Source organism: Pseudomonas sp. CJQ_9 (assembly GCF_043106615.1).
In the GTDB taxonomy this organism is placed as follows: domain Bacteria; phylum Pseudomonadota; class Gammaproteobacteria; order Pseudomonadales; family Pseudomonadaceae; genus Aquipseudomonas; species Aquipseudomonas juntendi.
On sequence record NZ_JBICMS010000069.1, the window covers coordinates 143,948 to 163,231 of the forward strand.

Below are 19,284 nucleotides of genomic sequence, written 5' to 3' on the forward strand. Positions count from 1 at the left end.
GTATCCCATGCCCACAGAAAACCGATCCAGCAACACAGAGATGGTCACCACGCCTTCGACAACCACAGAGGGAATGATCCGCAGCATCAACGCCCTTCTAGCCTTGGATGCTCGAGGCTCTCTAACTCCGCATGGCGTTTGCGGCCTGGCCCGCGATCTGCTGATAAAATGTGCCGAGGTCCTTTCTAGGCCAATCCCGCAGCCCCACCCCGAGCCAATAGCCTGGATGGTTGGTACTGCCATCTGGTGGACCAAAGAAGAGGCAGAGAGGGATGCGGCGGCGACTGGGCTGCCGATTGTTGGCCTGGGGCCGATGTCCTGCGCAGCGCCAGCCGAGCAGCACCAGGGCGAGCCGGTGGCGTTTAAGTGCTGGAGCTGCAAGGCAGAATTCACGCTGAAAGAAAGGGCAGACTGCGACGGTTGCTGCTGGAAATGCGGCGTTGATATAGACCTTGATGATTACGTCGGTCGGCTTGCTGGCGAGGTTGAGCGGCTGCGCGCTGAGGTTTCGAATTGGTTCGAGCGATCACAAGACGAAGCTAGGATGGTAGAAGCCCTGCGCGCCCAGCTGGCCGAGCCGGTGGCTACAGTAATCACGGCTGATCAGGTCCTGGGCGCGTACCAATTCGCAACGTTCGAGCCTGCCAAGCATCTTCGAGGCACCACAAATTGGTGTGCCGCATTTGCCCAAGAGCTTAACTATCGAATTGGAGCTGACACAGCCGAAGTGGAGCGGATCGCCAAAGAGCTTCGCGATGTGCGTGAAGAGCGCGACATCCTTCAGCGCAGCGTCGATGAGTTCCAATCTCGTAGCCACGGGATCAAGAATCTCTCGGCGATTGAACAGTTGAACGACAGGCTGGCCGAGCGGGATGCGCTGCTGCGAGAGTCCTACGCAGAGTTCCTCGCCATCAAGGCTGAAATCGGTTTTCGCGGCGCCACGATCGCCCTGATTGGTCGCATCGACGCGACCCTCTCTGTCAGTGCAGATCCGGAGTCGAAGTCGTGAAGACGCACTTCGCTCCATTCACCGACTTGGATGACCTTGAGCAGGCGCCTTGCGGAACCTGGTTAGGGGAATCCTCCGAGCTGTCAGGCGACTGGTCCACGGTCGATTGCCAACTCTGCAAGAAGCGCCGAGAAAGGATCATCGCTGCCGTGTCTGATGAAGATCGCTTCATCGTCGAGCAGATGGGCGATATGGCGGCATTCATGCGCGCACACGGCTAGATCGCTTCGGAGCACAAATGTACTCCACCCCGCTGTAACCCCTCTCCCCCTCTATTCACTGCCGCGATATGGCGGCCAAGGAATCCCCGTGCGCGAAGAAAAAGTCGTGATGTACGAATCCCCCGAAGCCGCCAGCCTTCAGACCGTGACCGGCTGGGTCGACCCTTCCGGCCGGTTCTGGGGCAAGGATGAGCACATGGCCCGCTACTGCGGGTCGACCCACCGCCACTGCGCGAAGAATCCAGAGCACCCCATCCATGCCACAAACGGGTGGTGCGAGGCCTGTCACGCAGAGAGCCGGGCAGCCAAGTTCGCAGCCATGCCGAAGCGCGTGTGGGCCGGCGAAGCCATCACTGAATACGACGGCGACCGGTACTTCTTCGACGAGGAAGACCTGCGGGACTACCTGCTCGATCATGAGCTCGACCCGCGCGACCTGAAGCTGGTCTTCTGCACCCCGAACTACCCCAGCGAGATCGATCCCGCCGACCACTTTTGCGACGACCTGCCGGAAGACGGAGAGATCAACGACGACCAGCTGCTCGCGGCATTCGAATTACTCAACGAGATGATTCGCAAGTGCCCGCCATTGTCCTGGTCGCCGGGCTATGAGGCGGTTGAGCTGCCTCAGGCATTCCTGGATATGGTCGCGCATGAACGCTTGGAGGCCCAGGCATGATCCGCCTCGCCCTCTGCCTCCTGCTGCTGGCCACCGGCGCCAGCGCAGACCCACGCGAAACACGAGGCATGCCCTACGTGTTCCAGGTGTTTCACGACGACCAACGTGCAGTGACGTGCTGGTCCTACTCGGGCGGCCTGAGCTGCATCCCCGACAGCCAGCTGCAGGCCGGCAACCAGCGCCAGCTCTCCCCGCACGAAACACAACCCGAACCTACACCCGCACTGGCGCCTGGGCGCTGGATTGATGAGAGGTATCAGCTGTGAGCAAGATCGACTGGAGCAAGGCGCCTGAGTGGGCAGACGGCCACGGCCTGGTTGCCCATCACGGTATCACCGAGGTGTGGATCAACATGGACCAGTACGCCGTGGTCGGCGCCGAGGATCGCCCCTATCCGTACGGCGGCGGTACCGGCGATCACCGGCACAATTTTACTCGGAGTCAGGTCCAGTACATCACGCCACGGCCGGCGCGCTGGGATGGCGAAGGCCTACCTGCAGTTGGTACAAAGTGCGAGTTTAAGGCCAACGTTCTCGGCTGGGTCGAGGTGACCATTACCGCGGTTACTGACCTGGGCATCGTATTTACCCGCCCCTCGTATCAGAACGGCCGCCCTCTTGTTGAAGAGCGACTGCCACACAAGGCAGTCGAACGATTCCGCCCAATCAGAACGCCAGAGCAAATCGCTGCTGATGAGCGCCTGCACAAGCTACGCAACGCTCACACGGCCATAGCAAGAACACTTGAGTCTTTCCGAGGCGATATCCCCGCAGAGTCCATTTCCCAGCAGGTGATCGAGGCGATGATCGATGCCGGATACAGCAAGCAGGTGGCGCCATGATCGAGCAATTCACGCTTCACGAACTGCAAGCCGCCCTCAAAGGCCGCGCCATTCCCGGCGACCTGCGCTGCGGCGAATCCATCGCCCAATACCTGCACCGCGAGATACAGCGCTTGGCCACAGAGCGGGACAATCTTCGCAAAGACCGCGACGGCCTGCTCGAAGCAGGAGCGCACCTCTTATGATCGCCCTCGCCTACATGGCCTATCTGATCTACAGGTGGCCGCGATGAATGGCATGAGCAAGATCTACCCGCACATGACGGAGAAGGAAGAGCAGGAGCACTTCCGGGAGCTGCTCGCTGAGGAAGAGCGCCAGCGCATCGCCCAGTACGCCTCGCTCAAGGCTGAAGAGCATCACACCCACTGCCGGGATTGCGGCCGCTTCGTCGATAAGGGCCGCTGGCTACTCAAGACCTCGGCATGGGCGCAGCGCGGACAGCGCCCGCTGTGCGCGCCCTGCTTCGCTGAATACGACTTCGACTACGGCTGAATCAAGCCTAACCCCTCCCCCTACAACTCAAGCCCGCCGACATGCGCGGGCGTGGAGAGCTATTGCCATGACGAATCACAAGTACACGCCCGGCCCATGGGAAGTCCTGAACGAAACCGAGGTATTCACCGGCCTCGGCGCCGACAGTGGCGATGGCGTGAAGGCGCTTCCCTCTGACGGCTGGATGATCGCTGATTGCGGCGACTGCGTGACCTTCACCGAGATCGGACCTGCCGAACTCAGCCGGGATCTGCGCCGGGCCAACGCCAAGCTGATCGCCGCGGCGCCCCTGCTTTTGGCTGACCTGGCCGAGGCCGCTGCCCAGCTGCGCAAGTACGAAGCCCTGCACCGCGCCAAGGGCACCGCCGACAGCCTGGCAAAGGCCGAGGTCAACGCCGAACTGGCTTCGCGCTTCGAGCGGACCATCACTGCGGCCACGGACTGACCACCAACCTGACGCCACCGGCGGCGCGGAGCCATCCATGAACCTGATCGACTGCTACGTCACGAAGATCCTCGGCGAGCCCTACCGCAAGTTCGGCCACTGGTGGGTCGACGTTGAATACGACAGCTGGGGCAGCACCAGCAAAACCCAGCTCATGTTCCGCACCGAGGAAGCCGCCCGGGCGGCGAAGGTCGGGCACCACTTCACGGCCTGAGGAGGCTATATGGCACAGTTAGATGGAATTGATCGCCTGCTTCGCCTGCCCGATGTGCTCCGCATCACTGGCATGGGACGCAACACCGTGTACACACGAATTAAGGAAGGAACATTCCCAAAACAGGTTAAGATAGGACCAAAATCGGTCGCCTGGCGCCAGTCAGACATCAACCAGTGGATGGCCTCACTTAACCCCAGCGACGACCAATCAGTACATTGAGCAGTACACTGAAACGTCAGATTCCGCTCAAGCCCATACCCCATCAGCTTTACAGGTCCACCAGTGGAAATCTTCAAGGAATTTACATTCGAATCGGCCCACCGCCTGCCCCACGTGCCTGCCGGGCACAAATGCGGCCGCCTGCACGGCCACTCGTTCAAGGTCGGCCTGCACCTGACCGGCCCGCTGGACCCGCACACCGGCTGGATCCGTGACTTCGCCGAGGTGAAGGCCATTTTCAAGCCGATCTACGAGCAGCTGGACCACAATTACCTTAACGACATTCCCGGCCTGGAAAACCCCACCAGCGAGGTCATCGCCAAGTGGATCTGGGATCAGGTCAAGCCGCTGCTGCCTGAGTTGTCCAAAGTCCGCATCCACGAGACCTGCACCAGCGGGTGCGAATACTACGGCGACTGAAACGAGGGTCAGGCGGCCCCTATGCTTAGCACCTGGAGATGCAGGTAGCCTGCTTCACCTTGCACCTCGCTGAGGTAGGGAAAGCCGTCCTCGACCAGCCGCCTGACCGTCTTGCCATGCAGGCTGACCAGGCTCACGTCGCTGACCGAATCGCCTTCGGCAAGCTGCTCTGGCACCAGGCCATCGAGGCGCCAGAGCATGGTGCCGGCGGCCAAGGCGTCATGGCCAACGGCCTCCGTGGCCGAGTACAGGGCCAGATAGCCGTTGCGGCTGACATCCAGGCGGTGACCGCGCCGCCGCCAGTGCGGATGGTTGTCTTCGTCACCCACGGCGCGGATCTCGAAGTCGTACTCACCATCGGTCTCGTAGCAGCCGAACCAGAACAGCGTGCGGAATTTGCGACGTGAGATCACATACGCCGGTGCCACCGTGTCGGTGTAATGGTCTTCGCCGGCGTGGAGCCAGCCACCACTGGTAAACGGCGAATCGCCATTACCGGTGTCACCAATGGGCACGCCTTCAATCTGCCCTTGCGTGCTCAAGCGTGGCTGCCAGTACAGCCTGGCAATGAAGCTTTTCTGAGGTTGGAATTGGTAGTGGGACATGCCGTCGAGCCCTCTTCACTGGCGGAAAAGGAGGACAGTAGTGAGTGTTGTCGCCCACTTGCAGCCGGAACCCGCTCCCAGGCCGTGTACGAATAGCCTCGAACCCCGGCGAGGGCGCTCGCCTAGCCCAGCGAGCTGTCGAGAAACGCAGGGGCGATGTAACGCTGGTAGTGCGCTTCGGACAAAAGGAAGAATTCGCGGTCGATGGCATCGCGCAATTGCGGCAGTTCCCAATCGCGGAATTCCGGCAGCAGTACCATGCCGTAGGCTTCCAGATCACGGATCATCCGCGCACCGCGGGCGATCAACTGGTACGCCCAGCAATATTCCGACTGCTGGTCGACGAAGCGGATGGAGCGCTGCTCCAGTTGCTGGCGCAACAGGCTTTTGTCGAACACCTCGAGCTTGGCCATCATGACCTGCACCAGCAACTGCTCGAGGCGCAGCCACACGGCGCGCTTTTGCGCGTCATCGTAGCCGTTCCAGTGGATCACTTCGTGGTGGAAGCGCTTGCAGCCGCGGCAAACAGTGTCCCCATACACCGTGGAGCACAGGCCGACGCAAGGGGTCTTGATGGACTTGTTGGACATGAAAAACAACAGCTTGGCGGTGGAACACGCCCCCATGTTAGCCCTTTGTCTAACCAGGGTCACTCGTTAAAGTCATGTTCTGCGCCTTACCTTCGGGCTTTTTTTACCGTAGAATCATCCGGCCTTTTCACAGGCAACAATGTCCGTAGGAAGCTGTTTTCAAAGCGTCACGAGCACAGTTGATCCGGTAGAACGGCGTTGGCCCGGGCCATGCATCCCTCGCATGCCCGCGCCAGCCCTCATCAGCACCCCGTTCTGCAGGCGTAAAACTTTGAAAGCAGCTTCCGTAAGGATTCTTTGCGACCCTGGCCGGGCGGCTCAAAAAGCCGTGGCGGCGCATGGGTGCATCGAATGCTGGATGAGCGTCCCGGACCCCCTTTAGGGACCACTGATGAGGGAAATAACTGTGCTTGAAGCCTACCGCAAACACATCGAAGAGCGCGCCGCCCTGGGCATCGTGCCCCAGCCGCTGAACGCCGAACAAACCGCAGGCCTGGTCGAGCTGCTGAAAAACCCGCCGGCCGGCGAAGAAGCCTTCCTCGTAGAACTGATCACCCACCGTGTACCGCCAGGGGTCGACGAAGCTGCCTACGTCAAGGCTGCGTTCCTCTCTGCCGTCGCCAAGGGCGAAACCCAATCGCCACTGATCGACCGCAAGCACGCCACCGAACTGCTGGGCACCATGCAGGGCGGCTACAACATCGAAACGCTGGTCGCGCTGCTGGATGACGCCGAACTGGGCGCCGTCGCGGCCGAACAGCTCAAGCACACCTTGCTGATGTTCGATGCCTTCCACGATGTGGCCGAAAAAGCCAAGGCTGGCAACGCCAATGCCAAAGCCGTGCTGGAGTCCTGGGCTGCCGGCGAGTGGTTCACCTCGCGCCCGGCCATCGCCGACAAGTACACCCTGAGCGTGTTCAAGGTGCCTGGCGAGACCAACACCGACGACCTGTCCCCTGCCCCAGATGCCTGGTCGCGCCCTGACATCCCGCTGCACGCCCTGGCCATGCTGAAAATGGCCCGTGACGGCATCGAGCCGCAGCAGCCGGGTTCGGTAGGCCCGCTGGCCCAGATCGAAGCGGTCAAGGCCCAAGGCTACCCGGTTGCCTATGTCGGTGACGTGGTCGGTACCGGTTCCTCGCGTAAATCCGCCACCAACTCGGTGCTGTGGTTCTTCGGCGACGACATCCCGTACGTGCCGAACAAGCGCGCCGGTGGTTTCTGCTTCGGCACCAAGATCGCCCCGATCTTCTACAACACCATGGAAGACGCCGGCGCCCTGCCGATCGAGTTCGACTGCACCAACCTGGCCATGGGCGACGTGATCGACGTCTACCCGTTCAAAGGTGAAGTGCGCCGCCATGGCAGCGACGAGCTGGTCACCACCTTCGCCCTGAAAACCGAAGTGCTGCTGGATGAAGTGCGCGCTGGCGGCCGTATCCCGCTGATCGTCGGCCGTGGCCTGACCGAAAAAGCCCGTGCCGAGCTGGGCCAAGGCCCATCGGAGCTGTTCAAGAAACCGGAGCAGCCAGCCGACAGCGGCAAGGGCTTCACCTTGGCGCAGAAAATGGTCGGCCGTGCGTGTGGCTTGCCTGAAGGCCAGGGCGTGCGCCCAGGTGCCTACTGCGAACCGAAGATGACCACCGTCGGCTCCCAAGACACCACCGGCCCGATGACCCGTGACGAGCTGAAAGACCTGGCTTGCCTGGGCTTCTCCGCTGACCTGGTGATGCAGTCGTTCTGCCACACCGCGGCCTATCCGAAGCCGATCGACGTCACCACCCACCACACCCTGCCAGACTTCATCCGCACCCGTGGCGGCGTGTCGCTGCGCCCAGGCGACGGCATCATCCACAGCTGGCTGAACCGCATGCTGATGCCCGACACCGTGGGTACTGGCGGCGACTCGCACACCCGCTTCCCGATCGGCATCTCGTTCCCGGCCGGTTCCGGCCTGGTCGCGTTCGCCGCAGCCACCGGCGTCATGCCGCTGGACATGCCAGAGTCGATCCTGGTGCGCTTCAAGGGCAAACTGCAGCCTGGTATCACCCTGCGTGACCTGGTCCATGCCATCCCTTACTACGCCATCAAGCAAGGCCTGCTGACCGTCGAGAAAAAAGGCAAGAAAAACGCCTTCTCCGGCCGCATCCTGGAAATTGAAGGCCTGGACGAACTGACTGTCGAACAAGCCTTCGAGCTGTCCGATGCTTCGGCCGAGCGCTCTGCTGCCGGCTGCACCATCAAGCTGCCAGAAAAGGCCATCGCCGAGTACCTGAAGTCCAACATCACCCTGCTGCGCTGGATGATCGGCGAAGGTTACGGCGACGCCCGTACCCTCGAGCGCCGTGCCCAGGCCATGGAAGCCTGGCTGGCCAAGCCTGAGCTGCTATCGGCCGACGCCGATGCCGAGTACGCCGAAATCATCGAGATCGACCTGGCCGACGTCAAAGAGCCTGTGCTCTGCGCGCCGAACGACCCGGACGACGCACGCCTGCTGTCCTCGGTTCAAGGCGAGAAAATCGACGAAGTGTTCATTGGTTCGTGCATGACCAACATCGGGCACTTCCGCGCTGCCGGCAAGCTGCTGGAGAAGGTCAAGGGCGGTATTCCGACCCGTCTGTGGCTGGCCCCGCCAACCAAGATGGACGCTCACCAGCTGACCGAAGAAGGCTACTACGGCATCTACGGCAAGGCCGGTGCACGCATGGAAATGCCAGGCTGCTCGCTGTGCATGGGTAACCAGGCACGTGTGCAGACCGGTTCGACCGTGGTCTCCACCTCGACCCGTAACTTCCCGAACCGCCTGGGCGACGCCACCAACGTGTACCTGGCGTCGGCCGAGCTGGCTGCCGTGGCTTCGATCATTGGCAAACTGCCGACCGTCGAAGAGTACATGCAGTACGCCAAAGACATCGACAGCATGGCTGCCGACGTCTACCGCTACCTGAGCTTCGACCAGATCGCCGAGTTCCGCGAAGCGGCTGCCAACGCCAAGATCCCGGTGGTACAGGCGTAAGCTGAGCGGCAAGTTGTAAGCTGCAAGCTACAAGAAGAAGCCCTGGCAGAAATGCCGGGGCTTTTTTTTGTTCCTCACCGGCCCTATCGCCGGCAAGCCGGCTCCCACAGGGGGTCCATCAGGGTTGTCAGGCGCTGAACATCTTGTGGCGAGCACCTGTCAGCCCTGGTGCGCTTCCTGTGGGAGCTGGCTTGCCGGCGATAGGGCCGCGCAGCGGCCCCGCTTGAGGCCGAGCGCCAGGGGTGGCTTAGAAGCTGTCGCCAGGCACGCGAACCCAGCCCTCCATCAGCACGCGAGCACTGCGGCTCATGATTGCCTTGGTCACTGTCCACTCGCCGTTTACCTGGCGGGCTTCGGCGCCCACCCGCAGCGTGCCCGAAGGATGGCCGAAACGAACGGCGCTGCGCTCGCCCCCGCCCGCGGCCAGGTTGACCAGCGTACCGGGAATGGCCGCCGCCGTACCGATCGCCACCGCCGCAGTGCCCATCATGGCATGGTGCAGCTTGCCCATCGACAAGGCACGTACCAACAGGTCGATCTCGCCTGCCAGTACCGCCTTGCCACTGGACGCCGTGTAGGTGCTGGGTGGTGCGACGAAGGCCACTTTCGGTGTGTGCTGACGCCCGGCAGCCTGGTCGACATGGTCGATCAGGCCCATACGCACGGCACCATGGGCACGGATGGCCTCGAAGCGCAGCAGCGCTTGCGGGTCACCGTTGATGGCGTCCTGCAACTCCGTACCGGTGTAGCCGATATCGGCAGCATTGACGAAAATGGTCGGGATGCCGGCATTGATCAAGGTGGCCTTGAAGGTGCCGACACCCGGCACCTCAAGGTCGTCAACCAGCTTGCCGGTCGGGAACATGGCACCGCCGGCACCGTCCTCGTCCGCAGCCGGGTCAAGGAACTCCAACTGCACTTCCGCTGCCGGGAACGTTACCCCATCCAGCTCGAAGTCACCGGTTTCCTGCACTTCACCTTCAGTGACCGGCACGTGGGCAATGATGGTCTTGCCGATGTTCGCCTGCCAGATCCGCACGGTGGCCACGCCGTTGCGTGGAATGCGCGCGCTGTCGACCAGGCCGCTACTGATGGCGAACGACCCGACCGCAGCAGAGAGGTTGCCGCAGTTGCCGCTCCAGTCGACAAAGGCCTTGTCGATGCTGACCTGGCCGAACAGGTAATCGACATCATGGCCCGGCTTGATGCTGGGCGACAGGATGACGGTCTTGCTGGTGCTGGAGGTCGCGCCGCCCATACCGTCGATCTGCTTGCCGTAAGGGTCGGGGCTGCCGATAACCCGCAGCAATAGCGCGTCGCGGGCAGGGCCTGGGACCTGCGCCGGCTCGGGCAGGTCTTGCAGGCGGAAGAACACGCCTTTGCTGGTGCCGCCACGGATGTAGGTGGCGGGTATTCTTGTTTGCGGTACATGAGCCATTGCTTTGCTGTCCTGTCTGATAGGCATGAGGCCCTCGGGCTTGCTTTGCAGCCCATCGCCGGCAAGCCAGCTCCCACAGGGACCGTGCTGCCATCGAGATTGCGCGACTCCTGTGGGCGCTGGCTCGCCGGCGATGGGCCGCAACGCGGCCCCTGCTCTTGGGGTTAGGCGGTAGCTTCGAGGAAGTCCTGGGCGAAGCGCTGCAGCACCCCGCCCGCTTCGTAGATCGAAACTTCCTCGGCCGTGTCCAGGCGGCAGGTCACCGGCACATCGATGCGCTCGCCGCTGGCCCGGGTAATCACCAGGGTCAGCGTAGCGCGCGGCGTACGCGCACCCAGCACGTCATAGGTTTCGCTACCGTCCAGCCCCAAGGTCTTGCGGTCGGTACCGGGTTTGAACTCCAACGGCAGCACGCCCATGCCTACCAGGTTGGTGCGGTGAATGCGCTCGAAACCTTCTGCGACAATGGCCTCGACACCGGCCAGGCGCACGCCCTTGGCCGCCCAGTCACGCGACGAGCCCTGGCCGTAATCGGCACCGGCCACGATAATCAGCGGCTGCTTGCGCTGCATGTAGGTCTCGATCGCCTCCCACATGCGGGTCACCCGGCCTTCCGGTTCAATGCGCGCCAGCGAGCCTTGCCTCACGCTGCCGTCTGCGTTGCGCACCATTTCGTTGAACAGCTTGGGGTTGGCAAAGGTCGCGCGCTGGGCGGTCAGGTGGTCACCGCGGTGGGTGGCGTAAGAGTTGAAGTCTTCTTCTGGCAGGCCCATTTTCGCCAGGTACTCGCCCGCAGCACTGTCGAGCATGATCGCGTTGGATGGCGACAGGTGGTCGGTGGTGATGTTGTCCGGCAGCACCGCCAGCGGCCGCATGCCACGCAGGGTACGCTCACCGGCCAGGGCGCCTTCCCAGTACGGCGGCCGGCGAATATAGGTGCTCATGGGTCGCCACTCATACAACGGTGCCACTTTCGGCCCGCGGTCTTCCTCGATGGCGAACATAGGGATGTACACCTTGCGGAACTGCTCCGGCTTGACCGCCGCACGCACCACGGCGTCGATCTCTTCATCACTGGGCCAGATGTCCTTGAGGCGGATTTCCTGGCCATCGACCACGCCCAGCACGTCCTTCTCGATGTCAAAGCGAATGGTGCCCGCAATCGCATAGGCGACCACCAAGGGTGGCGAGGCCAGGAAGGCTTGCTTGGCATACGGGTGGATACGCCCGTCGAAGTTGCGGTTGCCCGACAGCACGGCGGTGGCGTACAGGTCACGGTCGATGATTTCCTGCTGGATCACCGGGTCCAGGGCACCAGACATGCCGTTGCAGGTCGTACAGGCGAAGGCGACGATGCCAAAGCCCAGTTGCTCCAGTTCCTTCTCCAGGCCAGCCTCTTCCAGGTACAGCTGCACCGCCTTGGAGCCCGGGGCCAGCGATGACTTGACCCACGGCTTGCGGGTAAGGCCCAGCCTGTTGGCGTTGCGTGCAATCAGGCCTGCGGCGATCACGTTGCGCGGGTTGCTGGTATTGGTACAGCTGGTGATGGCGGCAATGATCACCGCACCATCAGGCATCTGCCCTGGCACTTGCTGCCAGCTGCCGGCAATGCCTTTGGCCGCCAGCTCGCTGGTGGCCACGCGGGCATGCGGGTTGGACGGGCCGGCCATGTTGCGTACCACGCTCGACAAGTCGAAGCTCAGGGTACGCTCGTATACTGCGCCGGCCAGGCTGTCGGCCCAGAGGCCGGCGACCTTGGCGTAGGTTTCCACCCGTTTGACCTGCTGTTCTTCACGGCCGGTCAGGCGCAGGTAATCGATGGTCTGCTGGTCAATGGCGAACATGGCCGCCGTGGCGCCGTACTCCGGGGCCATGTTGGAGATGGTCGCGCGGTCCCCCAGGGTCAGGGCGCGCGCACCTTCACCGTGGAACTCCAGGTAGGCGCCGACCACTTTCTGCTTGCGCAGGAACTCGGTCAGGGCCAGCACCAGGTCGGTGGCGGTGAGGTTCGGCGCCAGCTTGCCGGTCAACTCGACGCCGACGATTTCCGGCAGGCGCATCCACGATGCTCGGCCAAGCATCACGTTTTCCGCTTCCAGGCCACCCACGCCAATGGCGATCACGCCCAGGGCATCGACGTGCGGGGTGTGGCTGTCAGTGCCCACGCAGGTATCCGGGTAGGCGATGCCATGGTCGGTGTGCACCACCGGCGACATCTTCTCCAGGTTGATCTGGTGCATGATGCCGTTACCCGGCTGGATCACGTCGACATTCTTGAACGCTTTCTTGGTCCAATTGATGAAATGGAAGCGGTCCTCGTTACGTCGGTCTTCGATGGCGCGGTTCTTGTCGAACGCTTGCGGGTCATAGCCGCCGCACTCGACAGCCAGCGAGTGGTCGACGATCAGTTGTACCGGCACCACCGGGTTGACCTGGGCCGGGTCGCCGCCCTTGTCGGCGATGGCGTCACGCAGGCCGGCGAGGTCGACCAGCGCGGTCTGGCCGAGGATGTCATGGCACACCACGCGCGCCGGGAACCACGGGAAATCGAGGTCGCGCTTGCGCTCGATCAGTTGGCTCAGCGAGGCGTCGAGGGTGGCCGGGTCGCAGCGACGCACCAGGTTTTCGGCGAGAACGCGCGAGGTGTACGGCAGGCCGTCGTAGGCGCCGGGCTTGATCGCCTCGACCGCCGCGCGCGCATCGAAGTAGTCCAGGTCGGTGCCTGGCAGGGGCTTGCGGTATGCAGTATTCATATCGTTATCAGGCTCGGTCACGGTATTCGGTATACAGATCTGGCCAATGGGGTGCTGCGCAGTCCCTGTGGGAGCGGCCTTGTGTCGCGATTGGGCTGCACAGCAGCCCTGGCGATCTATGCCTCAGCGCTGCTCGATCGGCACGAACTGACGCTGCTCGACGCCGACATACTCGGCGCTCGGGCGGATGATGCGGTTGTTGGCGCGCTGCTCGAACACGTGCGCCGCCCAGCCAGTCAGGCGCGAACAGACGAAAATCGGGGTGAACAGCTTGGTCGGAATACCCATGAAGTGGTAAGCCGAAGCATGGTAGAAATCGGCATTGGGGAACAGGCGTTTCTGCTCCCACATGGTCTTGTCGATGGCCTCGGAAACCGGGTACAGCACTTTGTCGCCCACCTCATCGGCCAATTGTTTCGACCAACCCTTGATCACCTCGTTGCGCGGGTCGGACTCTTTGTAGATGGCATGCCCGAAGCCCATGATCTTGTCTTTGCGCTCGAGCATGCGCAGCAGCTCGGCAGTGGCTTCCTGCGGGCTCTGGAAGCGCTCTATCAGCTCCATGGCAGCCTCGTTGGCGCCCCCGTGCAGCGGGCCGCGCAACGTGCCGATGGCTGCGGTAACGCAGGAATACAGGTCGGACAGGGTCGAAGCGCACACCCGGGCCGTGAAGGTCGAGGCGTTGAACTCGTGCTCGGCGTAGAGGATCAGCGACACGTTCATGACCTTGACGTGCAGCTCGCTGGGCTTCTTGCCGTGCAGCAGGTGCAGGAAGTGGCCGCCCAGGGTGTCTTCGTCGCTGCTGCAGTCGATGCGCACGCCATGGTGGGTGAAGCGGTACCAGTAGCACATCACCGCCGGGAACAGGGCCAACAGCCGGTCGGTCTTGTCGCGCTGGGCTTCGAAGGTGAGCTCGGGCTCGAGGGTACCGAGCACCGAACAACCGGTGCGCATCACGTCCATGGGGTGGGCGTCGCGGGGAATGCGCTCGAGCACTTCCTTGAGTGCCGGTGGCAGGTCACGCATGCCCTTGAGCTTGTGTTTGTAGTCGGCCAGTTCAGCCTGGGAGGGCAGCTCGCCGTACAGCAGCAGGTAGGCGACTTCTTCGAATTCGGCACCAGCGGCCAGGTCACGCACATCGTAACCGCGGTAGGTCAGACCGGCACCGGCCTGGCCCACGGTGGACAGTGCAGTCTGGCCGGCGACCTGGCCGCGCAGGCCTGCGCCACTGAGTACTTTTGCTTCGGCCATGGTGTTTCTCCTTTCTTGAACTTGTTATGGAAATCTGGCTGGCTAATCGGGTTTGCCTGTACCCGCCTTTTCGCGGGCAACCCCGCTGCCATGCGGGGCTGGTGTTGTCACTGGCTCAGCCCTTCTTCTGGGCAAACAACGCATCGAGGCTCTGCTCGAAGGCGTGGTAGCCAATGGCATCGTAAAGCTCCATGCGCGTCTGCATGGTATCGATCACGTTCTTCTGGGTGCCGTCGCGGCGCAGCGCGGTGTAGACATTTTCGGCGGCCTTGTTCATGGCGCGGAACGCCGACAGCGGGTACAGCACCAGCGAAACATCGACCGCCGCCAGCTCTTCGGTGGTGAACAGCGGGGTGGCGCCAAACTCGGTGATGTTGGCCAGGATGGGTGCCTTCACCCGGTCAGCGAAGGCCTTGTACATCTGCAGCTCTGTGATCGCTTCCGGGAAGATCATGTCGGCACCCGCCTCGATGCACGCTGCGGCGCGGTCCAGGGCAGCGTTCAAGCCTTCGACGGCCAGGGCGTCGGTACGTGCCATGATCACGAAGCTGTCGTCGCTACGGGCATCGACGGCCGCCTTGATGCGGTCGACCATTTCCTGCTGGCTGACGATTTCCTTGTTCGGCCGGTGGCCGCAACGCTTGGCGCCAACCTGGTCCTCGATATGGATCGCCGCCGCACCGAACTTGCTCATCGAGCGCACGGTGCGCGCCACGTTGAAGGCCGAGGCACCGAAGCCTGTATCGACATCCACCAGCAGCGGCAGGTCGCACACATCGGTGATACGGCGCACGTCGGTGAGCACATCGTCCAGGCCAGTGATACCCAGGTCCGGCAGGCCCAGGGAGCCTGCGGCAACGCCGCCACCGGACAGATAGATGGCCTTGAAACCGGCGCGCTTGGCCAGCAAGGCATGGTTGGCATTGATGGCGCCAACCACCTGCAGGGGGCGTTCAGCGGCGACAGCATCGCGAAAACGCTGACCGGGTGTGCTGTTCACAGTCATTTCTCACCTCGTGGGTTATTGTTGTGGGCGTCCAGATAGTGACGCTCGATATTGCGCTTGGACGCACCGATGTGACGGCGCATCAGAAGTTCGGCCAGTTCGCCGTCACGTTCGGCGATGGCATCGAGAATGCGGTGGTGTTCGGCAAAGGCCTGGCGCGGCCGGTTGGGCGTGGCCGAGAACTGGATACGGTACATCCGCACCAGCTGGTACAGCTCGCCGCACAGCATCTTGACCAACGTCTGGTTACCGCTGCCCTGGATGATGCGGTAATGGAAGTCGTAGTCGCCCTCCTGCTGGTAGTAACCCAGGCCAGCCTGGAACGCGGCATCCCGCTCATGGGTATCGAGCACCCGGCGCAGCTCGTCGATATCGGCCTGGCTCATGCGTTCAGCGGCCAGGCGGCAGGCCATGCCTTCCAGGGACTCACGAATCTCGTAGAGCTCTATCAGTTCGGCATGGTTGAGCGACACCACCCGTGCGCCTACATGAGGCACCCGCACCAGCAGGCGCTGGCCTTCCAGGCGGTGGATGGCCTCGCGCAGCGGCCCGCGGCTGATGCCATAGGTGCGTGCCAGCTCTGGCTCGGAGATCTTGCTGCCAGGGGCAATTTCCCCTTTGACGATGGCCGCCTGGATACGCCGGAAGACGTTTTCAGACAAGGTTTCCGAATCGTCTGCCAGCATCGGGCCAGGGGTGGAAAGGTCTTGCATATTGTCGACACCTTGATGAATCTCTTCGCCAGAAGTTAATCATTGAAGCCAATCAAGTCAAAGACAAAATCAATATTGTCGACAATCGTCTAAGAACGAACTTACGCCAGCCAAGCGCTGTCAGATCGCGCACCGCTGGCGTCAATACGTCGTCGTGATAGAATGCCGCGCCTCCGATGGGGTATGGATAGCCTGTCTGTCATGCATTCATGCTTGTTGACAGATGAACGAGGAAGCTTGCGCAGTAGTTGCCAGTCACCTTGACCTGAACCTTGCCTAGAACCTTGCACTGCATCGCGCCAGGATTATGAGACTCACACCCGTTTTATTGCTGCTCTGCCTCACCCTGCTGCCGGCCATTGGCCAGGCGGCCGGCAAGACCGTGTACGGTCTCAATGAATACGCACGCCTGGGCGACCTGGACCTGGAAGTGGCGGCCAAACTCGATACCGGCGCCAAAACTGCCTCGCTCAGCGCCCGCGACATCAAGCGCTTCAAGCGCAATGGCGAAAGCTGGGTGCGCTTCTACCTGGCCATCGATGCCGCCCACTCGCACCCGATCGAACGGCCTCTTGCCCGCGTCAGCAAAATCAAGCGCCGAGCAGGCGACTATGATGCTGAATCGGGCAAGGCCTACACCGCCCGCCCGGTCATCGAACTCGAAATCTGCATGGGCCAGGCCTTGCGCACCATCGAAGTCAACCTCACCGACCGCAGCGCCTTCCAGTTCCCGCTGCTGATCGGCTCCGAGGCGCTCAAGCACTTCGACGCGCTGGTCGACCCAAGCCTTAAATACGCGGCCGGCAAACCTGCCTGTGCCACCGACGCTCCCAAAGCAGAGTAATCCCGATGCGCTCTCTTACCCTCCATCTGAAAGTCCTGATCACCGTACTGGTGTTGTTGGGCGTGGCAGTCACGGCTTATCAGATCTTCTTCCTCGGCATCCCGGTGACCGAGGATGAAACCGACGACCTATGGAACATCGACGCCAAGGTCGAGTTCGTGGCCAGCACCAAGGACCCGGTCAAGGTGCAGATGTTCGTGCCGCCACTGAACCGCGACTACGTCAGCCTCAACGAGAGCTTCATCTCCAACAACTACGGGGTCAGCGTCAACCGTGCCGATGGCAACCGCAAGGTCACCTGGTCGGCCCGTCGCGCCAGCGGCAACCAGACGCTGTACTACCGCCTGGTGCTGACCAAGCGCTACAGCAACGAAAAAACCGCGGTGAAAGGCCCGACCTTCCGTGACAGCCTGGCCATCGACGGCCCCGAAAAAATCGCCGCCGAGGCGCTGATGGCGCCCATCCGCCAGCATTCAGCCGATGTCGAGACGTTCGTCAGCGAGACCATCAAGCGGGTCAACAACCTCAACGATGACAACGTCAAGCTGCTGCTGGCCGGCGATACCTCACCGATGAAAAAGGCCCAGGTGATCGACCTGCTGCTGTCGATTGCCCACGTACCGATGGAAAAGGTGCACACCATCCGCCTGGTGGCCGATACCCCGCAAACCCCCGAGCTGTGGCTGCGCAGCTACAACGGTAACGACTGGCTGTACTTCAACCCGGACACGGGCGAGCAGGGCCTGCCCAGCGACCGCCTGCTGTGGTGGACCGGTGACGACAACCTGATCACCGTCGATGGCGGCAAGAAGGCCAACGTCACGTTCAGCATGAACAACAGTGAAATGAATGCCATTCGCCTGGCCAAGCTGACTGACGAGAACACCGACGCCGACTTCCTCGAATATTCGCTATACGGCCTGCCCCTGCAAACCCAGCAGACCTTCATGATCATGGTCATGATCCCGATCGGTGTGCTGGTGATCCTGGTGCTGCGCAACCTGATCGGTATCCAGACCCTGGGCACCTTCACCCCGGTGCTGATCGCCCTGGCCTTCCGCGAAACCCAGCTGGGCTTCGGTATCGTGTTGTTCACGGTCATCACGGCATTGGGCCTGTCACTGCGTTCGTACCTGGAACACCTGAAACTGCAGATGCTGCCGCGGCTGTCCGTGGTGCTGACCTTCGTCGTGGTGCTGATCGCGGCGATCAGCCTGTTCAGCCACAAGCTGGGTCTTGAACGCGGGCTGTCGGTGGCCCTGTTCCCGATGGTGATCCTGACCATGACCATCGAACGCCTGTCGATCACCTGGGAAGAGCGTGGCGGCGGCCATGCCATGAAAGTGGCCATCGGCACCCTGTTTGCCGCATCGCTGGCACACCTGCTGATGATGGTGCCAGAGCTGGTGTATTTCGTGTTCACCTTCCCGGCCGTGCTGCTGATCCTGGTCGGCTTCATGCTGGCGATGGGCCGTTATCGCGGCTACCGTCTGACCGAGCTGATGCGCTTCAAGGCATTCGTGAAAAAGGCAGACGTGTGATGTTTGGCCTGATCAAGACGTGGAAAGCCCTGGAGGCCCGGGGCATCATGGGCATCAACCGGCGTAACGCTGACTATGTGCTGAAGTACAACAAGCGCAGCCTGTACCCGATTGTCGACGACAAGATCATCACCAAGGAGCGTGCCCTCGCGGCAGGTATCCACGTGCCGGAAATGTACGGCGTCATCGAGACAGAGAAGCAGATCGACAAGCTTCACGAGATCATCGGCGGCCGCAACGACTTCGTCATCAAGCCGGCACAAGGTGCCGGCGGTGACGGCATCCTGGTGATCGCCGACCGCTTTGAGGACCGCTACCGCACCGTTTCCGGCAAGATCATGAGCCACGAGGAAATCGAGCACCAGGTCTCGAGCATCCTCACCGGCCTGTACTCGCTGGGCGGGCACCGTGACCGGGCGCTGATCGAATACCGGGTCACACCCGACCAGATCTTCAAGAGCATCAGCTATGAAGGCGTGCCCGACATCCGCATCATCGTGCTGATGGGCTACCCGGTCATGGCCATGCTGCGCCTGCCCACCCGGCAGTCCGGCGGCAAGGCCAACCTGCACCAGGGCGCCATCGGTGTGGGGGTCGACCTGGCTACCGGCGTGACCCTGCGCGGCACCTGGCTGAACAACATCATCAGCAAGCACCCAGACACCACCAACGCGGTAGACGGCGTGCAACTGCCGAACTGGGACGGCTTCATGAAGCTGGCCGCCGGGTGCTACGAGCTGTGCGGGCTGGGCTATATCGGCGTGGACATGGTCCTGGACCAGGACAAAGGCCCGCTGATTCTGGAGCTTAACGCCCGCCCAGGGTTGAACATCCAGATCGCCAACGACTGCGGGCTGACCCAGCGCACCCATGCCATCGAAGCGCACATCGAAGCACTGGCAAAGGACGGCCTGACGGAGGACGTCGAGCAGCGGGTGAAGGTGTCGCAGGGCTTGTTTGGGCACGTACACCCGGGCTGACATC

22 protein-coding genes are annotated in these 19,284 nt (G+C 62.2%); 15 read left to right on the plus strand and 7 right to left on the minus strand.

Features of this window, described 5'->3' with window-relative positions; genetic code table 11:
• The first annotated feature begins 7 nt into the window (after positions 1-7).
• From ACF8SD_RS12685 to queD, 11 genes are all read left to right on the plus strand, one after another.
• Entirely contained in the window at positions 8-1,009 is a 1,002-nt protein-coding gene (locus ACF8SD_RS12685) for a hypothetical protein (RefSeq protein WP_392483734.1), read from the plus strand.
• Positions 1,006-1,230, plus strand: coding sequence for a hypothetical protein (locus ACF8SD_RS12690; protein ID WP_392483735.1), 225 nt, complete (start codon positions 1,006-1,008; stop codon positions 1,228-1,230). The genes ACF8SD_RS12685 and ACF8SD_RS12690 overlap by 4 nt, the downstream gene beginning before the upstream one ends.
• A gap of 88 nt (positions 1,231-1,318) precedes the next feature.
• On the plus strand, positions 1,319-1,909 hold the full coding sequence (locus tag ACF8SD_RS12695; protein ID WP_392483736.1) for a hypothetical protein: 591 nt from the start codon (positions 1,319-1,321) through the stop codon (positions 1,907-1,909).
• Complete coding sequence (locus tag ACF8SD_RS12700; protein ID WP_392483737.1) at positions 1,906-2,175, plus strand: hypothetical protein; 270 nt, start codon at positions 1,906-1,908, stop codon at positions 2,173-2,175. Before ACF8SD_RS12695 ends, ACF8SD_RS12700 begins: the two co-directional genes overlap by 4 nt.
• Positions 2,172-2,750 (plus strand): hypothetical protein, encoded by a 579-nt coding sequence (locus ACF8SD_RS12705; protein ID WP_392483738.1) that lies wholly within the window; start codon positions 2,172-2,174, stop codon positions 2,748-2,750. The genes ACF8SD_RS12700 and ACF8SD_RS12705 overlap by 4 nt, the downstream gene beginning before the upstream one ends.
• Positions 2,747-2,935 carry a hypothetical protein gene (locus ACF8SD_RS12710; RefSeq protein ID WP_392483739.1) on the plus strand — a complete coding sequence of 63 codons (189 nt, stop codon included), beginning with the start codon at positions 2,747-2,749 and terminating at the stop codon, positions 2,933-2,935. Before ACF8SD_RS12705 ends, ACF8SD_RS12710 begins: the two co-directional genes overlap by 4 nt.
• A gap of 52 nt (positions 2,936-2,987) precedes the next feature.
• Positions 2,988-3,242: a hypothetical protein gene (locus tag ACF8SD_RS12715; RefSeq protein WP_392483740.1), complete on the plus strand. Its 255-nt coding sequence runs from the start codon at positions 2,988-2,990 to the stop codon at positions 3,240-3,242.
• 67 nt (positions 3,243-3,309) lie between these two features.
• Positions 3,310-3,687, plus strand: coding sequence for a hypothetical protein (locus ACF8SD_RS12720; RefSeq protein WP_392483741.1), 378 nt, complete (start codon positions 3,310-3,312; stop codon positions 3,685-3,687).
• 37 nt (positions 3,688-3,724) lie between these two features.
• Entirely contained in the window at positions 3,725-3,901 is a 177-nt protein-coding gene (locus ACF8SD_RS12725) for a hypothetical protein (RefSeq protein ID WP_020190135.1), read from the plus strand.
• A gap of 9 nt (positions 3,902-3,910) precedes the next feature.
• Positions 3,911-4,123 (plus strand): AlpA family transcriptional regulator, encoded by a 213-nt coding sequence (locus ACF8SD_RS12730; protein ID WP_012053046.1) that lies wholly within the window; start codon positions 3,911-3,913, stop codon positions 4,121-4,123.
• Between the two features lie 63 nt (positions 4,124-4,186).
• Positions 4,187-4,543, plus strand: coding sequence for a 6-carboxytetrahydropterin synthase QueD (gene queD / locus ACF8SD_RS12735; RefSeq protein WP_009685940.1), 357 nt, complete (start codon positions 4,187-4,189; stop codon positions 4,541-4,543).
• An 8-nt stretch (positions 4,544-4,551) separates the two neighbouring features.
• On the opposite strand, the gene ACF8SD_RS12740 is transcribed toward queD, so the two are convergent.
• Positions 4,552-5,148, minus strand: a complete 597-nt coding sequence (locus tag ACF8SD_RS12740; protein WP_392483742.1) for a hypothetical protein — start codon at positions 5,146-5,148, stop codon at positions 4,552-4,554.
• 122 nt (positions 5,149-5,270) lie between these two features.
• The gene (locus ACF8SD_RS12745) at positions 5,271-5,738 is read right to left on the minus strand and encodes a DUF1289 domain-containing protein (RefSeq protein WP_173890027.1); all 468 of its coding nucleotides are present in this window, start codon (positions 5,736-5,738) and stop codon (positions 5,271-5,273) included.
• A 406-nt stretch (positions 5,739-6,144) separates the two neighbouring features.
• Here ACF8SD_RS12745 and acnB point away from each other — a divergent pair, with 406 nt between their 5' ends.
• On the plus strand, positions 6,145-8,754 hold the full coding sequence (acnB, locus tag ACF8SD_RS12750; RefSeq protein ID WP_029888008.1) for a bifunctional aconitate hydratase 2/2-methylisocitrate dehydratase: 2,610 nt from the start codon (positions 6,145-6,147) through the stop codon (positions 8,752-8,754).
• Between the two features lie 247 nt (positions 8,755-9,001).
• Here the strand turns inward: acnB and prpF are convergent, their stop codons facing one another.
• The 5 genes from prpF to ACF8SD_RS12775 form a co-directional block, all read right to left on the minus strand.
• Entirely contained in the window at positions 9,002-10,192 is a 1,191-nt protein-coding gene (gene prpF, locus ACF8SD_RS12755; RefSeq protein ID WP_173890029.1) for a 2-methylaconitate cis-trans isomerase PrpF, read from the minus strand.
• Between the two features lie 164 nt (positions 10,193-10,356).
• Complete coding sequence (gene acnD, locus ACF8SD_RS12760; protein ID WP_173890030.1) at positions 10,357-12,945, minus strand: Fe/S-dependent 2-methylisocitrate dehydratase AcnD; 2,589 nt, start codon at positions 12,943-12,945, stop codon at positions 10,357-10,359.
• Positions 12,946-13,068: 123 nt separating this feature from the next.
• Positions 13,069-14,196: a 2-methylcitrate synthase gene (prpC, locus tag ACF8SD_RS12765; protein WP_173890032.1), complete on the minus strand. Its 1,128-nt coding sequence runs from the start codon at positions 14,194-14,196 to the stop codon at positions 13,069-13,071.
• Between the two features lie 115 nt (positions 14,197-14,311).
• Complete coding sequence (gene prpB / locus ACF8SD_RS12770) at positions 14,312-15,202, minus strand: methylisocitrate lyase (RefSeq protein WP_392483743.1); 891 nt, start codon at positions 15,200-15,202, stop codon at positions 14,312-14,314.
• Entirely contained in the window at positions 15,199-15,915 is a 717-nt protein-coding gene (locus tag ACF8SD_RS12775) for a GntR family transcriptional regulator (protein WP_173890036.1), read from the minus strand. Before ACF8SD_RS12775 ends, prpB begins: the two co-directional genes overlap by 4 nt.
• Positions 15,916-16,222: 307 nt before the next feature.
• Here ACF8SD_RS12775 and ACF8SD_RS12780 point away from each other — a divergent pair, with 307 nt between their 5' ends.
• From ACF8SD_RS12780 to ACF8SD_RS12790, 3 genes are read left to right on the plus strand one after another with little or no spacing between them, the layout of a single operon-like run.
• Positions 16,223-16,759 carry an ATP-dependent zinc protease gene (locus ACF8SD_RS12780; RefSeq protein WP_029884944.1) on the plus strand — a complete coding sequence of 179 codons (537 nt, stop codon included), beginning with the start codon at positions 16,223-16,225 and terminating at the stop codon, positions 16,757-16,759.
• 5 nt (positions 16,760-16,764) lie between these two features.
• Positions 16,765-18,300, plus strand: coding sequence for an inactive transglutaminase family protein (locus ACF8SD_RS12785; RefSeq protein ID WP_029884945.1), 1,536 nt, complete (start codon positions 16,765-16,767; stop codon positions 18,298-18,300).
• Positions 18,300-19,280, plus strand: coding sequence for an alpha-L-glutamate ligase-like protein (locus ACF8SD_RS12790; RefSeq protein ID WP_009683854.1), 981 nt, complete (start codon positions 18,300-18,302; stop codon positions 19,278-19,280). The genes ACF8SD_RS12785 and ACF8SD_RS12790 overlap by 1 nt, the downstream gene beginning before the upstream one ends.
• The last annotated feature ends 4 nt before the right edge of the window (positions 19,281-19,284 follow it).